Here is a 15,373-nt window from a genome sequence, read left to right as displayed (position 1 = left end):
TGATCAATAAATAACGGATTTCCCATGAGTAATAATCAGATTTCTGACGGCCAACCTACTATTAATAGCTCAGCAGCAGCCAAACGTATCCTTACTGGTATCAAACCGACTGGCACCCTACATCTGGGTAATTACGTTGGCGCGATTCGTCCAGCGATTCAGTCTATCCAAAACAGTGATGATGAAGCATTTTTCTTTTTAGCAGATTATCACGGTATTATTGGTTGTTATGACCCTGATATTATCCATGAATCGACCAAAGCCATTGCAGCAACTTGGATTGCCTGCGGTCTTGACCCTGAGCGCGTGACTTTTTATCGTCAATCAGATGTGCCTGAAATCCCAGAACTTGCGTGGATATTGAACTGCTCATGTGCAAAAGGTCTGATGAATCGTGCGCACGCTTATAAAGCGTCAGTCGATATCAATATGGAAAAGGAAGATGTTGATCCCGATCAAGGTGTTAACATGGGGCTGTTCGGCTATCCGGTACTGATGGCAGCCGATATCTTGATGTTCAATGCTACGCATGTGCCTGTTGGTCGTGACCAAATTCAGCATATCGAGATGGCTCGTGATATTGCCGGTACTTTTAATCATCGCTATAAGCCACTGTTTACGCTACCATCTGCTGTTGTAGATGACGATATCCCACTACTCACAGGTCTTGACGGGCGTAAAATGAGTAAGAGCTATAGCAATACCATTCCTCTATTTGGTGATCTAAATCCACAAGTTAGCAGTGAAAAGCAGATGCATAAAGCCATTATGAAGATCGTCACCAACTCGCAGTTGCCTGCTGAGCCAAAAGACCCTGATGACTCTGCTATTTTCGAGATTTATAAAGCCTTTGCAACGCCTACTGAGATTGCCGATATGCGTGCGCAGTTTGCCGCTGGTATTGGCTGGGGCGATGCCAAACAAGCGTTGTTTGATAAAATCAATAATGAAGTTGCCCCATTCCGCGCACGTTATGAGGAACTGATGGCAAATCCAAAAGAGCTAGAAGAAATCCTACAGATGGGTGCAGAAAAAGCCCGCCGTCATAGTCGTAAGCAACTGGATAAGACCCGCCGCGCTATTGGTATCCGCCCACTTGCCAAACTTAAGTAAATTATTATTTACGATGACCATAGATTGCTATCATGCAAAGTAAGCGATTAATTGAGTCTAGCGCAGAGATTCATGATATGTCTCTGCGTATCTATCAGACGCCTGTACAGCATTTGCCAGAAGATCTGTATGTACCGCCACAAGCGTTTGCTATTTGGCTTGAGCAGTTTGCAGGGCCATTAGACTTTTTATTGTATTTGGTTAAGAAAAATAACGTCGATTTGACACGAATGCCGATATTACCGATTACAGAGCAGTATTTGGCTTATATCAGTGAATTGGACACCAATCATTTTGAGTTGGCCGGTGACTATCTACTAATGGCATCAACCTTGATTGCGATCAAGACTGAGTTGTTACTTCCTAAACCAGAAACGCCTACCGATGAGCGTGATCCAAAATCTGAGCTGATTGAGCGTCTTGAAGAATATGCCCAAGTCAAAGCTGCCAGTCAACGTTTAGACAATTTAATTCGACTTGAGCGCGATGTGTTTTTGGCGATGGTTAGTATGCCAAGCCAAGACATTATGAATGCTGAGCTGCCAAGCTATTCACCTACTCTATTGATTGATAGCTTGTTTAAGATGCAGTTGCAACCCGACTATCAGATGCATAGCATCAAGGTCGATGCTGTGCCACTTGCTGATCGTATCGCTAGTATCAGTCGCCAACTGAGTATGGACGGCGCGCACTCTTTTTATGAACTATTAGATAAAGCCCAAGGAAAAATAGGTGTGGTGGTCAGTTTTGTCGCGGTGCTTGAATTAATCAAGCGCCAACTGATTGGTGTGGTTGCTAATAGTACGGACAGTCGTTTTAACACAGCAAATAACGCTGATAGCAGCCTGCCCACTCATAGCGATTTACTCGGAAAATTGACGTTAGAATGGTTAGCGTAATCCTAACTGGCTTTATAGTAAGTCTAAAATCATTCAACTGAAGAAGATTATATTGAAATGGCAGATATAGACGACCCTAAAGACCACCTACTATCTATTGAAGATATAAGTAAACAGATTGAAGTTTTACTTCATGCTTCAGAAGCACCCTTAACTACTAATCACTTAAAAAAACACTTATTCTTAACGACTAATAAGTTAGAGCAGGCACTAGAACTGCTAAAGCAACGCTTAAATCTTGGCGTATTAAGTTTGCATCATACTGCCAGTGGTTATCGTTTGCAAATCGCTGATAGCCATAGCGCCTTAATACAGAGTGTCTTTCCCCAGCGTCAAGAACGTCTCAGCCAAGCCTTGCTAGAAACTTTGAGCGTTATCGCCTACAAGCAACCAGTGACCCGTAGCGATATAGAACATGTGCGCGGCGTGACGCTATCGAGCAACATATTGCGTCAATTGTTTGATAAAGGCTGGATTGAAGAAAATGGTTACAAAGATACTCTAGGGCGTCCAGCATTACTGCATACTACGTCTCAATTCTTAGATGCTTTTGGACTGAGCCATTTAGATGAGCTACCACCCATGCCAGAGATAGACAGTATCAGAGCATCCTCTTAAATAAATCGGATAAAATACTCTTGCTCAATAAAAAAGGACACACCTATTAGTAGGTATGTCCTTTTTATTATTCTAATCAACTAGGGCGTGTCATCAATTAGCACAGTTATTTTAGAATAAGCTATAGTAACTCTATATTTACTCATATGAGCTTAATCATCATGACAAGACGACATGCCCTGCGAGATGACCAATGGGAGAGAATTAAAGACATTCTGCCAGGTCAACCAAGTGACGTTGGTGTTACGGCAAAGGATAACCGCTTATTCGTAGAAGCAGTTATTTACCGCTATAAGACAGGCGTACCTTGGCGTGATCTACCTGAATGTTTTGGCGATTTCAGAGTGATTCATACTCGTTTTAGCCGTTGGTCAAAAAAAGGCGTATGGAAGCAGGTTTTTAATCATCTGTCCGAACAATCAGATGATGAATATGCCATGCTAGATGCCACGATTGTTAAAGCCCATCAGCACAGTGCTGGAAAAAAAGGGATCAAGCCATTGGACGCAGTAAAGGTGGACTGACCACTAAAATACATACTCGTACAGATGCTTTAGGCAATCCTACTGGCTTTTATCTAACAGGTGGCGCAGCTCATGACCTATGTGGCTCAGATGAACTGCTTGATGTCAGTATTAGCCAAACTTGGATTGCCGATAGAGCTTACGATGCTGATGCCCGCGTTATTGAACCGATTAAAGCGGTACAAGGCCATGCAGTCATACCGTCCAAGTGTCATAGGCTACAGCCAAGAGACTTGGATAAAGAACTTTATAAAGCACGGCACTTGATCGAAAACTTCTTTGCCAAGATCAAGCAGTATCGTGCGATTGCTACTCGCTATGATAAGTTAGCCTGTCATTTCCTCAGTGCGATTCATCTGGTTTCTTGCGTGGTCTGGCTTAATTGATGACACGCCCTAGTTTAATAAATAAAATGCTGATCACTTCTACTGATTGATAATATCAACACCTTTTGGCGGCGTAAACTTAAACTGATTGCTACTAATGCTTGGGTTCATTTTGATACCGCTAAACTTAATAGAGGTAGTCTGTCCTAAGCTATCATTTAACACCATCATCACAGGCTTACCACCGCTAAAGCTCATTGATAAGCTCTTAAAGCTAGCACTATCTGACTTTGGATACAGCACATAGTAGTTTTTGTTGGCATACGGCTGGGTGATTTTAAAGTTCTTATCGATTTTACTTGGATCACCTGATAGTAATAGCGCTGGTGTATTACCCACTTGGCTGTCTACGTTTTGTTTAGTGGCTTGCTCCAAGTCCTTATCATAAACCCACATCGAGCTACCATTTGCCACAATCAGCTGCTCTGATGGAGATTTGGTTTCCCAGCGGAAATTATTTGGACGTTGTACGCTCATCGTACCACTGAACGTACCGCTATTAGCGCCCTTAGTCGTCTGGCTAAAGTTGGCCGTCATGCTCTTAGTATTGGTCAAAAGCTTATTTAAGCGCTTAGCTGCCGTTATATTGTCAGCTGGCGCTGCTGTCGCCGATTGCGTTATCGCCATCATAGGCGCTGCGACGCCGAGCGTAGTCATTAAGACGCCTGCTAATGCTCCGCCCATCATTTTTTGTTTTAGCGTTGTTGTCTGTTTAGTCGATTGAATAGTCAGTAAAGTCATTATAAATCCTCTCTAAAAATGCAAAATAGCATAAAAATAAAACGTTTTATCAAATTTTTGTTTTCGGTAAATGTTTATCATACGAGTACAAAACCGGTGTGATAAAACAATGAGGACAGTGTGCCAGTTTTTTTATTACGCGCCTAGTCATGATTTGCAATCATTACTACTGCTGGGATACAGGCTTGTAAATACAACAGTTACAAAGTAATAAATAGCCTTTATCGTAGTTTTAACCGTTTTAATCAGTGGTTAACATAAGCTTATAAGCATAAAAAACCCCTACTACCAAACGGTAATAAGGGCTTTTTTAGTCATCAAATCATTTTATCTAAAAGATAAAACAATCTAGATGGGCAACTAGGCGCTTTCAACCATCACATAACGACGGTTAAATTTACCTTTGGTCGCAAACTTTACCACACCGTCATTTAGTGCAAATAAAGTATGGTCACGACCCATGCCAACACCTTCGCCAGCGTGGAATTCTGTACCACGTTGACGAACGATGATGTTACCAGCGACGATGGCTTGACCACCAAAGATTTTTACGCCTAGCATTTTTGGGTTTGAATCACGACCGTTACGGCTTGAACCGGCAGCTTTTTTATGTGCCATGAGAAAATCTCCTTGTTAATGTGACTTATCGCTAATGCGACAACTCTTAAGCTTTTAGTGCGTTATTAATCATCAATAAACTGACAATCGTTAATTAAGCATTAATCGCTTTGATTTTTAACAAGGTATACCATTGGCGGTGACCTTGCTCTTTGTGATAATGCTTACGACGGTTGTGCTTGACGATACGGATTTTTTCGCCGCGACCATGCTCAACAACTTCAACTTCAACACTAGCGCCTTCAACGATAGGCTGACCGATCTTGACAGTTTCACCATCAACAATCATCAACACATCTTCAAATTTGATTGTTTCGCCTGTTTCTGCTTTAAGTAATTCAACTTTAAGCAATTCATTAACGACTACACGGTGCTGTTTACCACCAGTTTTGATTACTGCGTACATTGTATGACTCCGTTTAACCCGTGTGCCGTGGCTGATATCATACCAACACTTCGACGACGAACACGACAGGGAAAAATTAAAGGCAAGATTTTACGGCTTTTTGCTGATAAAAGCAAGCCGCACCTCTTGTTTTTGTATGGTGGTGATACCAAAAATCTATACTCGTATCAGACACAATGTCATTGATTAATCAGCGCAATGTATATCGCTATTAATATAGACCGCCTAATAACACGCAGAGATAGTGGTTAAAATCCAACAGCGGCTATTATAGCTTATCCAATCAGATACTTACAGTTTTTTGTAAATAGACATGTAATAAGTATCTATTCATTAGTCATCGTTGTTTAGATCACTTAGCTGCTAATAGCTACTTACCAGTGATTTGCTCATTTTTACCATAATAAACGCCGTAATATTCGCCCGAACCTCAAGCGCCGTATCGCATTTTGCTATACTTAAATCAACAATATCACTAGACAGCTATGCTATCATGCATAAAACGCTGGCTTTGCTAAGTATCACTATTAAAAGTATCGCTATTAAAATATTCTTTATTTTTATTGGTATGATTATCTATTATGACTTGTACTCCTTTATCTAAAACCGCTGCGCCATTGACTACCGCGCCATCAGTCAATCTATCGTCTACACCAACCTATGCTGATATCCAGAGCATTGTGGCTGATGATTTCGATATTATGGACAAACAAGTATTTGGCAGCCTTAATTCCAAAGTTAAGCTGGTGATGAATGTCTCACAGCACGTGATTAATGCAGGCGGCAAACGTATGCGCCCATTAATTACCTTGTTATGCGCGCGAATGCTTAATGATGAGCCATCGAAGCAAGCCATGCATTTGGCAGCGATTACTGAGATGCTGCATACCGCGACCTTGGTACATGATGATGTGATAGATGAGTCAGGACAGCGCCGTGGTAAGCCTACTGCCAATGCCACTTGGGATAATGCGACAGCGGTATTAGTCGGTGACTATCTAATTGCTCGTGCTTTTAATTTGTTGGTAGGCTTTCAAAGCTTGCCACTATTGCAAGTGTTTTCAGACGGTACTTGTGATATTGCTGAAGGTGAAGTATTACAACTGCAGCATCAGCATAATCCCGAAGCAACTGAGCAAGATTACCTCAATATCATCGATGGTAAGACTTCACGGTTATTTATGATGGCAACTCAAGGCGCTGCGATTTTGCAAGGTCAAACGCAGCACTTGCAAGCATTGGCTGATTTTGGTCAGCACTTTGGCAATGCTTTTCAAATCGTCGATGACGTGCTTGATTACAGTGGCGATAGTGCGCTGATGGGTAAGAATCTCGGCGATGATCTAGCTGAAGGCAAACCTACCCTACCTACTATTAAAGCACTCGAACTACTCAAAGACAGCAACAAAGAAGGCTATGAGCAGCTGCGTATCGCCGTCCAAACGGGCAAAACACCTAATGCAGAACAGTTAATCGCCTTAGTACGCCATTCAGGCTCACTAGATTACTGTAAACAGCGGGCTTTAGAAGAAACCAAGCTTGCCCAACAAGCACTCAGCAGTTTGCCGGATAATCGCTATCGTCAGGGCCTATACCAGTTAACTGAACTTGCCAGCGGTCGCTTATTATAATTATCAAATAACAACGCTTAGTTATTATTTATATTGCTACTACATTGATAAGACTCAAATCGATACTGCTTATATTGATATAAGCAGTTAAATGTTTTTATTGCTAAATTTTACTTAATTATTGCTATAGCAATGTTTTTCTGAACAGACTAAATATTGCTTCTTATGTGTCTCCCTTTATTAATGATACACTTCTATATTTTTTAAATAAACAAAATTTAACAATGTTATCACTGACTAGCCAATGTAAATTTTGCCCTTCATCTTTAGCGTAATGCTTGTGTTTTCAATAGGTTCTAATCTTTTATTATCATAAACGGCAACTATAGCCGCCAGAAACGGTTTTTTTCGCCTTGACTGTGGGGTATACCCTATAGTTTATAATCTCTTATTAAATTTACTTATCCGGTTATTGAGCATTCGATGTACTGTGATAACGATAAATGCCTAATAGTTTTTTATATTTTCTACGTTAAGATGTATCCATAAACTATTTATACTGTCACTATTTATTATTATATGATATTTATATTGCCGAGGACATTGATGAAGCACTCTTATCTTGCGCTTGTAATAGCAACTGTACTATCTGGAGCTGTACTGGTTGGCTGTGACAAAAAAGAGGATGCCGCTGGCGACGCGGCGGCGGCACAGCAACAAATGCCGCCCTCCGTCGTCAACGTTCAGACTATTACTTTTGATACCGTACCACAAGTACAGACTTTTGCTGGACGTACAGCGGCTTATCAAACCGCTGACGTCCGCCCACAGGTAAACGGCATTATCGACGAAGTGTTGTTCCGTGAGGGCAGCAACGTCAAAAAAGGTCAACCTTTATATCGCATCAATACGGATAACTATGCGACGTCTATTACCAGTGGTCAGGCGGCAATAGCCCAAGCAGAAGCCAACTATCAGACGGCATTGGCTAATAATGCCAATGCAAAAGCGGATTTGGCCAGCCGTCAAGCGTCATTATCACAAGCACAAAATGATTTGCAACGTCTGCAAGGTTTGGTGGCTATTGATGCCATCTCAAAGCAGCAATACGATCAAGCACAAACCGCTGTGCGTACTGCACAAGCAGCTGTCCAAAGCGCCAATGCTGCTATCGGTCAATCCCAAGCCGGTATTGAAAGCGCAAAAGCAGGTATCCAAACGGCGAAGGCTGGCTTGCAAGCGAGCACTTTAGATCTCAATCGTACCATCGTACGTGCGCCTATCTCAGGTCGTACAGATCGCTCTAGCGTCACTGCCGGTACATTGGTTAGCTCAGGTCAACCTACTCCTTTAGTAACTATCTCACGCCTAGATCCTATCTATGTCGATATCAGTCAATCATCTTCTGAACTGCTTAAATTGCGTCAGCAGATCTCTGCAGGCAAAGCAAAAACTGGTATGAACTCAGTTGAATTGGTGTTAGAAGATGGTTCAACCTATCCTGTACGTGGCGAGTTGGCATTGTCAGAAGCGAAAGTCGATGAATCAACAGGGGCTGTGACATTACGTGCAGTCTTCCCAAATAACAGCAATATCCTATTACCCGGTATGTATGTCAGCGCCCGCTTGACTCAAAGCGTGATCACCAATGCAGCACTTGTTCCTCAAAGCGCCGTGATGCGCTCGACCAAAAGCGAGACGCAAGTTTATATCGTTGATGAAAACAACAAGATCCAAGTTCGTCCGGTTACGATTAATGGTACTTATCAAGGACAATGGGTAGTCACTGACGGTCTTCAAGCTGGCGATAAAGTAGTGATTATTGGTGGCGCAAAAGTGAAGCCTGAACAAGAGGTTATTGCGAAGCCATTAGAAAATCCAAACCCTGCGCCTGTTGCAAAAGAGGCTGCTGCCAAAACACCGCAGCAAGCTGCACAATCAGCTGCCAAATAATTCCATTCAAAGCTAGGAAGACTTAGGGATTTACTATGTCACGTTTTTTTATTGATCGCCCTATTTTTGCATGGGTGATGGCTATTTTAGTCATGCTTATCGGGATAATATCGGTTATCAACTTGCCGATTGAGCAGTATCCGGCGATTGCGCCACCAACCGTCACGGTCAGTGCCAGCTACCCTGGTGCGAACGCTGAAACCGTTGAAAACTCCGTCGTACAGATTATTGAGCAGCGCATGAAGGGCCTCGATGGCTTGATGTATATGAAGTCATCAAGTTCATCAAACGGCAGTGCCTCTGTACAGCTGTTCTTTGAGAACGGTACAGATTCTGATACTGCACAGGTTCAGGTACAGAACAAATTACAGGCTGCGATGAGCTCACTGCCTGAGCAAGTACAGCGTCAAGGCGTCAACGTTAATAAAGCCTCTGAAGGGTTCTTAGCCGTGTTTGGCTTTGTCTCTGAAGACGGTAGTATGGATCCTGCTGATATCGGCGATTACATCAACTCTAATGTCGTGGAACAGCTCAGCCGTGTTGAAGGCGTTGGACAAGTTCAAGCGTTTGGTGCCTCTTACGCCATGCGTATCTGGCTAGATCCTGAACGCTTACGTGGCTATAGCTTGGTGCCATCTGATATCGTCAATGCTGTACGAGCGCAAAACGCGCAAGTATCAGCTGGTCAATTAGGTCAAGCGCCTGCTGACGTCGATGAGCAAGTTATTAATGCGACCGTCACTGTACAGAGCTATCTAAAAACACCTGACGAGTTTAAGAATATTCTACTAAAAACCGATACATCAGGGGCTCAAGTACGCTTAGGAGATGTTGCAAAGGTTGAAATTGGTAGTGAAGATTATAGTACTATTGCCTTATTTAATGGCCAACAAGCCGCAGGTCTTGCCGTATCACTCGCAAGTGGTGCAAACGCGCTTGAAACGCGCGAATTGGTCGGTAATCGAGTTGCTGAACTAGAAGCAAATTTCCCTATCGGTCTAAAATCAGTTATTCCTTACGACACGACTCCATTTGTACGTTTGTCTATCGAACAAGTGGTCAAGACCTTAATCGAAGCGATCGTATTAGTATTTATCGTCATGTTCCTTTTCTTACAGAACTGGCGTGCGACTATTATTCCAACTCTTGCCGTACCTGTGGTACTACTAGGTACGTTTGCAGTACTGTATATTGCAGGGTTTAGTATTAACGTCTTAACCATGTTTGCGATGGTACTGTCCATCGGTCTATTGGTCGATGATGCGATTGTCGTGGTAGAAAACGTCGAGCGGTTATTAGAAGAAGACCCCCATATTTCTATTAAAGACGCTACGATACAATCAATGGGTGAGATTAGTAAAATTGTTGTCGGTATCGCGCTTATCTTATCAGCGGTATTCGTTCCGATGGCATTCTTCGGTGGCTCAACGGGTGTCATTTATCGTCAGTTCGCCATTACCTTGATTACCAGTATGGTACTGTCGGCACTGGTTGCACTTATCTTTACCCCTGCCCTTTGTGTGACGTTACTGAAACGTAGTAAAAGTCATGAAAAAGGCAATAGCGAAAATCAAAAAGGCTTCTTTGGTTGGTTTAACCGCTCTTTTACTAAAACAAGTCAATCTTATGAAAAATTTGTCGGTAAAAGTTTCCGTTTTAAATGGTTATATCTGATTGTCTATGCTGCCATTATCGGTATTATGGCAGTGGTGTTCTTGCGTATTCCTGGCTCGTTTTTACCAGAAGAAGATCAGGGCATCATGTTTACCGCCGTACAGCTGCCTGCTGGTTCGACACTGAATGAGACGCAAGCGGTACTCGATAAAGTCAGCGCTTACTATAGTGGTCAAGAGCCAGATAATGTGGCGTCAGCGTTTACTATTGCAGGCTTTAGTTTTGTTGGACAAGGACAAAACGTTGGTATTGCCTTCGTTAAATTGAATGACTGGGCAGATCGTAAGGGCGAAGAAAATACCGCGCGAGCAGTTTCTGATCGTGCACAAGGTTATTTCTTTACTCAAATTAACGAAGCAACTGTTTTTAATATCATCCCCCCAGCGATTAGTGGGCTTGGTAATTCTAGTGGCTTTGACTTGATGCTCCAAGATTCAGGTAGTGTCGGGCACGAAGGTTTGTTAGAGGCGCGCAATATGCTCCTTGGCATGGCCGCGCAAAACGATAAGGTAGCTGGCGTACGTCCAAACGGACAAGAAGATGCGCCACAGCTTAAAATTGATATCAACCAAGAACAAGCCGCCGCTTATGGTTTGTCCATGGCAAATATCAATAGTGTAATTTCAACCGCATGGGGTTCGAGTTATATCAACGACTTCGTTGACCGTGGTCGTGTTAAGCGCGTGTTTGTGCAAGGTGAGCCTAGTAGCCGTACCAATCCTGATGATATCGGTAAATGGTATGTCCGTAATGACAGCAACGAGATGATCTCATTTGATGCTTTCTCTAGTAGTAAATGGGAAACTGGTTCACCGGGTCTCACGCGCTATAACAGTTTGGCGTCAATGAATATCCAAGGTAGCGCAGCCCCTGGTCTCAGTACTGGCGAAGCAATGGAGGCCATGGAAGCTATGGTTGCACAGCTACCAGACGGCATCAGTTATGAATGGACAGGTCTATCATTAGAGGAGAAAAAATCAGGTGCCCAAGCGCCGATGTTGTATGCTATCTCAATCTTAGTGGTATTCTTATGTCTTGCTGCCTTGTATGAAAGCTGGTCAATTCCATTCTCAGTATTGTTAGTCATTCCGCTTGGGGTATTGGGGGCGGTTCTATTTACTTGGATCCGTGGTTTATCCAATGATGTTTACTTACAAGTCGGTCTACTCACGGTGGTTGGGCTTTCAGCCAAGAATGCCATCTTGATTATCGAGTTTGCAAGGGACCATCAAGCGGAAGGTTATACCCTAAAAGAGGCCGTCATGACCGCTGCACGTCAGCGTCTGCGTCCTATTATTATGACCTCGCTTGCCTTTGGTCTCGGTGTTGTGCCATTATTCATCGCCACAGGTGCTGGTTCTGGTAGTCAAAACGCCATTGGCACCAGTGTGGTCGGTGGTGTTGTCACTGCAACATTACTAGGTATCTTCTTTATTCCGATGTTCTATATCTGGGTACGTAGTATGTTCCCGCACAAGTATGAGAACAACAAGCCAAATAATGGTGGGAGTACGCCTGGCGGCTCTAATCCGAATAATCCAGACAGTCCAGTTGGACCAACAGAGTATAATGAGCCACCGATCATACACGTTGACGACGATATGCAAAACATGACGCTCTCTAAGAGCGCTCAGCCTGCAAGCTTTGGAGATAATACACAATGAGTTTACGTTATTTTGTTACCCCCAACTCAGTAACTAAGGCAGTCTCTTTGACTGCCCGCGTTCGCCAAAATAGCGGTCGTTTGCTTGGCTTAACGGCTTTGGCATTCAGCATGGCGGCTTGTAATACCATTCCAAAGGCCGATACGCGTCCTGTGCTTGCGGTGCCAAACATTCCTATCGAACAGACCTATGGTGCGTTTGATAAAGAGACTATTAGTAACGCTGAGCAAGCCAGTCTTGCTAGTCAACGCTGGCAGAATTTTTACAGCGACGAGCGTTTAAAGGGTCTGATTGCTTTAGGTCTTCAAAACAATAAAGACTTTGAAAGTGCTCGTTTAGCAATTGAAAAAGCCCGTGCACAATATCAAATTACTGATATCAATGACCTACCTCGCATTGATGGTAATGCTGGCTATTCACGCGCGCGTCAACGCGGACAAACAGGCGATAACTATAATGTTAACCTTGGTCTTGCCAATTATGAGCTCGACTTTTGGGGTAAAATTGCCAGCTTAAAAGATCAAGCTTTGCAGAACTTTTTATCAACGACAGCGGCAAAAGATGCCACTCAAATCAGTCTGATTAGTAACATTGCTCAAAGCTATGCCAATTTGAGCTATAGCTTGGCGCAGCTACAACTGGCAGAGGCGACGGTAGAGAGCCGTGAGAAATCGCTATTTATTGCTAGCAAACGCTTTGAAGCTGGTATTGATCCTAAGCTGCCCTCTTTGCAATCTAGCGCCTCACTTGAAAATGCCCGACTTGCCGTTTTACGTGCCCAAAGCAGTATTTTAAAATCACGTAATGCATTGCAGTTTTTAGTTGGTGGACCAATTCCAACCAATCTGATTCCAACGCCTGCGGTCAGTAACATCACAAGCCAGCAAGTATTTAGTGCTGGCTTGCCAAGTGAGCTGCTACGCTATCGTCCTGATGTGTTGCAAGCAGAGTATAATCTAAAAGCAGCTGGTGCGAATATCGAAGTGGCGCGTGCGTCTTACTACCCTTCTATCAGCTTAGCCAGTAATGTTGGCTTGAGCAGCGGCAGCTTAAATGACCTATTCAAAAGTGGTTCTGTCGGCTGGTCATTCGGTCCAAGCGTTAGTGTGCCTATCTTTGATGCTGGTCGTTTAGATGCCAACTATGATGTGGCACAAATCGAGCGTAAGCAGACGCTTGCAGGCTATGAGCGCTCAATTCAAACCGCTTTCCGTGAAGTGTCGGATGTCTTAGCCACCCGTGCAACTTTGGGCGAGCAGTTAGAGGCGCAGTATCGTTTGCAAGACAACTTTGAGCAAACGTATCAGATTGCTGATGCGCGCTTTAAAGCAGGTATCTCAAACTATTTAGACGTTCTTGATGCTCAGCGTTCGTTATTTTCAACTCAACAAGGCATTTTGGATTTAGAGCTGCAGAAAATCATCAGCCAAATCGAGCTTTATCAAGTGTTGGGTGGTGGTGCCAATCTAGATGTACCTACCGTGATTCCTGTGCCGCAACATAGAAATCTGGTACAAGTAGTCAATGCAGCTGCCAATAGTAACAAGGCAAAAGCTACTGATGCTATCGATGCGGCAAGTTCTGCGCGTGTGGTTTCTGCTCAAGAAGCCCTCGCCATTAAACAGGCACAGCCAGTAGAAAAATCTACCTTTAAGCCAACGGCTGTGGTCGATATCAATAATGATGGCAAGACTGATGCTGCTCTCGGGGTGATTACTGAAGAAACCACCTCAAAAGAGACTCGCATCAAAGAAGTCAATGTCGAGCAAGTACCAGTCACGCAGATTATTGAGCCATAAATCTTTATAAAGCCCTAAGCGCGTGACGTACTTTTATCGCGTTGATAGTCGATAACTACAATCAGCCCTACCGACTCATTATAGTAAGTCGGTAGGGCTTTTTGCTTTTGATAGTGCTTTTGCTTTTCATAGCTGGTATTGGGTATAGTATCGACATTGTGTGACGTACCTTTTTAAAAACCTTAGTAGTGACCTCATTAAAAATCTCAGTAATTAAAAAAATAACCGTGATTGCCATTCAGATAAGGAAACAATATGACTTATACTTTTAACCGCCAATTCCCTGAAACTCGCCTACGTCGTTTGCGTTATAACGACAATATACGGGCGATGATTCGTGAAGTTGAGCTGCATCCCAAGCACTTTATCGCGCCCGTTTTTGTATTGGAAGGTACTAACGAGCGTCAAAAAATCGCTAGTATGCCGGGGGTTGAGCGCTTGTCGATAGACCTGCTCATTAAGCACGCCAAAGACTTGTTAAGTGAAGGCGTCACGACCATCGATATCTTCCCAGTAATTGATAACTCACTAAAAACCCCTGATGGTAGGTCTGCTTATGATGAAAACGCTCTCACTGCGCGTGCGGTAAAAGCGGTCAAAGATGCTGTGCCAGAGATGGTCGTCATGACCGATGTGGCATTGGACCCTTATACTTCACACGGTCAAGATGGCTTGCTGGATGACTCAGGTTATGTCGTAAACGATGCAACGGTTGAGGTGTTGGTCAAGCAGGCATTGGTTCACGCCCGCGCCGGTGCCGACATCATCTCTCCTAGCGATATGATGGATGGTCGTATCAAAGCCATGCGTGATGCTTTTGAAGCTGAAGGTTTTGTGAATACCGCTATCATGGCGTATTCAGCAAAATACGCTTCTGCTTATTACGGTCCGTTTCGTGATGCGGTCGGTAGTGCGGGCAATTTAAAAGGTGGGCATAAGAAGCAGTATCAGATGGACTTTGGTAATCGTGCTGAAGCGCTACACGAAGTTGCCATGGACATCAATGAAGGCGCGGATATGGTGATGATTAAACCGGGTCAGCCATACTTGGATTTAATCCGTGAAGTCAAAAACACCTTTGGTGTACCAACGTTTGCATACCAAGTCTCTGGTGAATATGCCATGCATATGGCAGCGATTCAAAACGGTTGGCTTACTGATGCCGTCATTTTAGAGTCATTAATTGGCTTCCGCCGTGCTGGCGCTGATGGTATCTTGACCTATTTTGCATTAGAAGCGGCAAGACAGCTGAATAACGCTTAATTTCAGCATATTTATATATAGTTAATCCACTTTTAAAAGGGTACAGAACTACTAGGGCTAATTATTCGCAGCCTCTGTCTGCGTAGGCACAACAAGCAAGAAAAATTAACCCCAGTAGTACCTTATTATATTTGTATTTCTTTT

Annotated in this window: 11 protein-coding genes and 1 pseudogene; 9 read left to right on the top strand and 3 right to left on the bottom strand. The window is 43.4% G+C overall.

Features of this window, described 5'->3' with window-relative positions; all coding sequences use genetic code 11:
- Nucleotides 1-24: 24 nt before the first annotated feature.
- The 4 genes and pseudogenes from trpS to JMX75_RS04285 all read left to right on the top strand — a co-directional run bounded on the left by trpS (nucleotide 25) and on the right by JMX75_RS04285 (nucleotide 3,540).
- Complete coding sequence (gene trpS, locus JMX75_RS04300; protein WP_201531198.1) at nucleotides 25-1,113, top strand: tryptophan--tRNA ligase; 1,089 nt, start codon at nucleotides 25-27, stop codon at nucleotides 1,111-1,113.
- A gap of 32 nt (nucleotides 1,114-1,145) precedes the next feature.
- Nucleotides 1,146-2,012: a segregation and condensation protein A gene (locus JMX75_RS04295; RefSeq protein ID WP_201531197.1), complete on the top strand. Its 867-nt coding sequence runs from the start codon at nucleotides 1,146-1,148 to the stop codon at nucleotides 2,010-2,012.
- 57 nt (nucleotides 2,013-2,069) lie between these two features.
- Entirely contained in the window at nucleotides 2,070-2,630 is a 561-nt protein-coding gene (gene scpB, locus JMX75_RS04290; protein WP_133104404.1) for an SMC-Scp complex subunit ScpB, read from the top strand.
- Between the two features lie 161 nt (nucleotides 2,631-2,791).
- Nucleotides 2,792-3,540: pseudogene (locus JMX75_RS04285) on the top strand (IS5 family transposase).
- A gap of 39 nt (nucleotides 3,541-3,579) precedes the next feature.
- Here JMX75_RS04285 and lolA read toward each other — a convergent pair.
- From lolA to rplU, 3 genes are all read right to left on the bottom strand, one after another.
- Nucleotides 3,580-4,281, bottom strand: coding sequence for an outer membrane lipoprotein chaperone LolA (lolA, locus tag JMX75_RS04280; RefSeq protein WP_201531196.1), 702 nt, complete (start codon nucleotides 4,279-4,281; stop codon nucleotides 3,580-3,582).
- Nucleotides 4,282-4,641: 360 nt separating this feature from the next.
- Nucleotides 4,642-4,899: a 50S ribosomal protein L27 gene (gene rpmA / locus JMX75_RS04275; RefSeq protein ID WP_010199200.1), complete on the bottom strand. Its 258-nt coding sequence runs from the start codon at nucleotides 4,897-4,899 to the stop codon at nucleotides 4,642-4,644.
- Nucleotides 4,900-4,993: 94 nt separating this feature from the next.
- Complete coding sequence (gene rplU, locus JMX75_RS04270) at nucleotides 4,994-5,305, bottom strand: 50S ribosomal protein L21 (RefSeq protein WP_011280837.1); 312 nt, start codon at nucleotides 5,303-5,305, stop codon at nucleotides 4,994-4,996.
- A 701-nt stretch (nucleotides 5,306-6,006) separates the two neighbouring features.
- Here rplU and JMX75_RS04265 point away from each other — a divergent pair.
- The 5 genes from JMX75_RS04265 (at nucleotide 6,007) to hemB (ending at nucleotide 15,229) form a co-directional block, all read left to right on the top strand.
- Nucleotides 6,007-6,936, top strand: coding sequence for a polyprenyl synthetase family protein (locus tag JMX75_RS04265; RefSeq protein WP_201531286.1), 930 nt, complete (start codon nucleotides 6,007-6,009; stop codon nucleotides 6,934-6,936).
- Between the two features lie 546 nt (nucleotides 6,937-7,482).
- Nucleotides 7,483-8,829 (top strand): efflux RND transporter periplasmic adaptor subunit, encoded by a 1,347-nt coding sequence (locus tag JMX75_RS04260; protein WP_201531195.1) that lies wholly within the window; start codon nucleotides 7,483-7,485, stop codon nucleotides 8,827-8,829.
- A gap of 35 nt (nucleotides 8,830-8,864) precedes the next feature.
- Nucleotides 8,865-12,167: an efflux RND transporter permease subunit gene (locus tag JMX75_RS04255; RefSeq protein ID WP_201531194.1), complete on the top strand. Its 3,303-nt coding sequence runs from the start codon at nucleotides 8,865-8,867 to the stop codon at nucleotides 12,165-12,167.
- Nucleotides 12,164-13,966, top strand: coding sequence for an efflux transporter outer membrane subunit (locus JMX75_RS04250; protein ID WP_201531193.1), 1,803 nt, complete (start codon nucleotides 12,164-12,166; stop codon nucleotides 13,964-13,966). Before JMX75_RS04255 ends, JMX75_RS04250 begins: the two co-directional genes overlap by 4 nt.
- 255 nt (nucleotides 13,967-14,221) lie before the next feature.
- Entirely contained in the window at nucleotides 14,222-15,229 is a 1,008-nt protein-coding gene (gene hemB / locus JMX75_RS04245) for a porphobilinogen synthase (protein WP_201531192.1), read from the top strand.
- The last annotated feature ends 144 nt before the right edge of the window (nucleotides 15,230-15,373 follow it).

Origin of the sequence: Psychrobacter sp. LFX-11D (assembly GCF_904846475.1) — a bacterium.
In the GTDB taxonomy this organism is placed as follows: domain Bacteria; phylum Pseudomonadota; class Gammaproteobacteria; order Pseudomonadales; family Moraxellaceae; genus Psychrobacter; species Psychrobacter cryohalolentis.
This window is presented reverse-complemented; position numbering and strand designations above follow the sequence as displayed.

Excerpts from the sequence above, each read along its gene's own strand:
- trpS (WP_201531198.1), top strand. The coding sequence starts at position 25 with ATGAGTAATAATCAGATTTCTGACGGCCAACCTACTATTAATAGCTCA.
- JMX75_RS04295 (WP_201531197.1), top strand. The coding sequence starts at position 1,146 with ATGCAAAGTAAGCGATTAATTGAGTCTAGCGCAGAGATTCATGATATG.
- scpB (WP_133104404.1), top strand. The coding sequence starts at position 2,070 with ATGGCAGATATAGACGACCCTAAAGACCACCTACTATCTATTGAAGAT.
- lolA (WP_201531196.1), bottom strand. The coding sequence starts at position 4,281 with ATGACTTTACTGACTATTCAATCGACTAAACAGACAACAACGCTAAAA.
- rpmA (WP_010199200.1), bottom strand. The coding sequence starts at position 4,899 with ATGGCACATAAAAAAGCTGCCGGTTCAAGCCGTAACGGTCGTGATTCA.
- rplU (WP_011280837.1), bottom strand. The coding sequence starts at position 5,305 with ATGTACGCAGTAATCAAAACTGGTGGTAAACAGCACCGTGTAGTCGTT.
- JMX75_RS04265 (WP_201531286.1), top strand. The coding sequence starts at position 6,007 with ATGGACAAACAAGTATTTGGCAGCCTTAATTCCAAAGTTAAGCTGGTG.
- JMX75_RS04260 (WP_201531195.1), top strand. The coding sequence starts at position 7,483 with ATGAAGCACTCTTATCTTGCGCTTGTAATAGCAACTGTACTATCTGGA.
- JMX75_RS04255 (WP_201531194.1), top strand. The coding sequence starts at position 8,865 with ATGTCACGTTTTTTTATTGATCGCCCTATTTTTGCATGGGTGATGGCT.
- JMX75_RS04250 (WP_201531193.1), top strand. The coding sequence starts at position 12,164 with ATGAGTTTACGTTATTTTGTTACCCCCAACTCAGTAACTAAGGCAGTC.
- hemB (WP_201531192.1), top strand. The coding sequence starts at position 14,222 with ATGACTTATACTTTTAACCGCCAATTCCCTGAAACTCGCCTACGTCGT.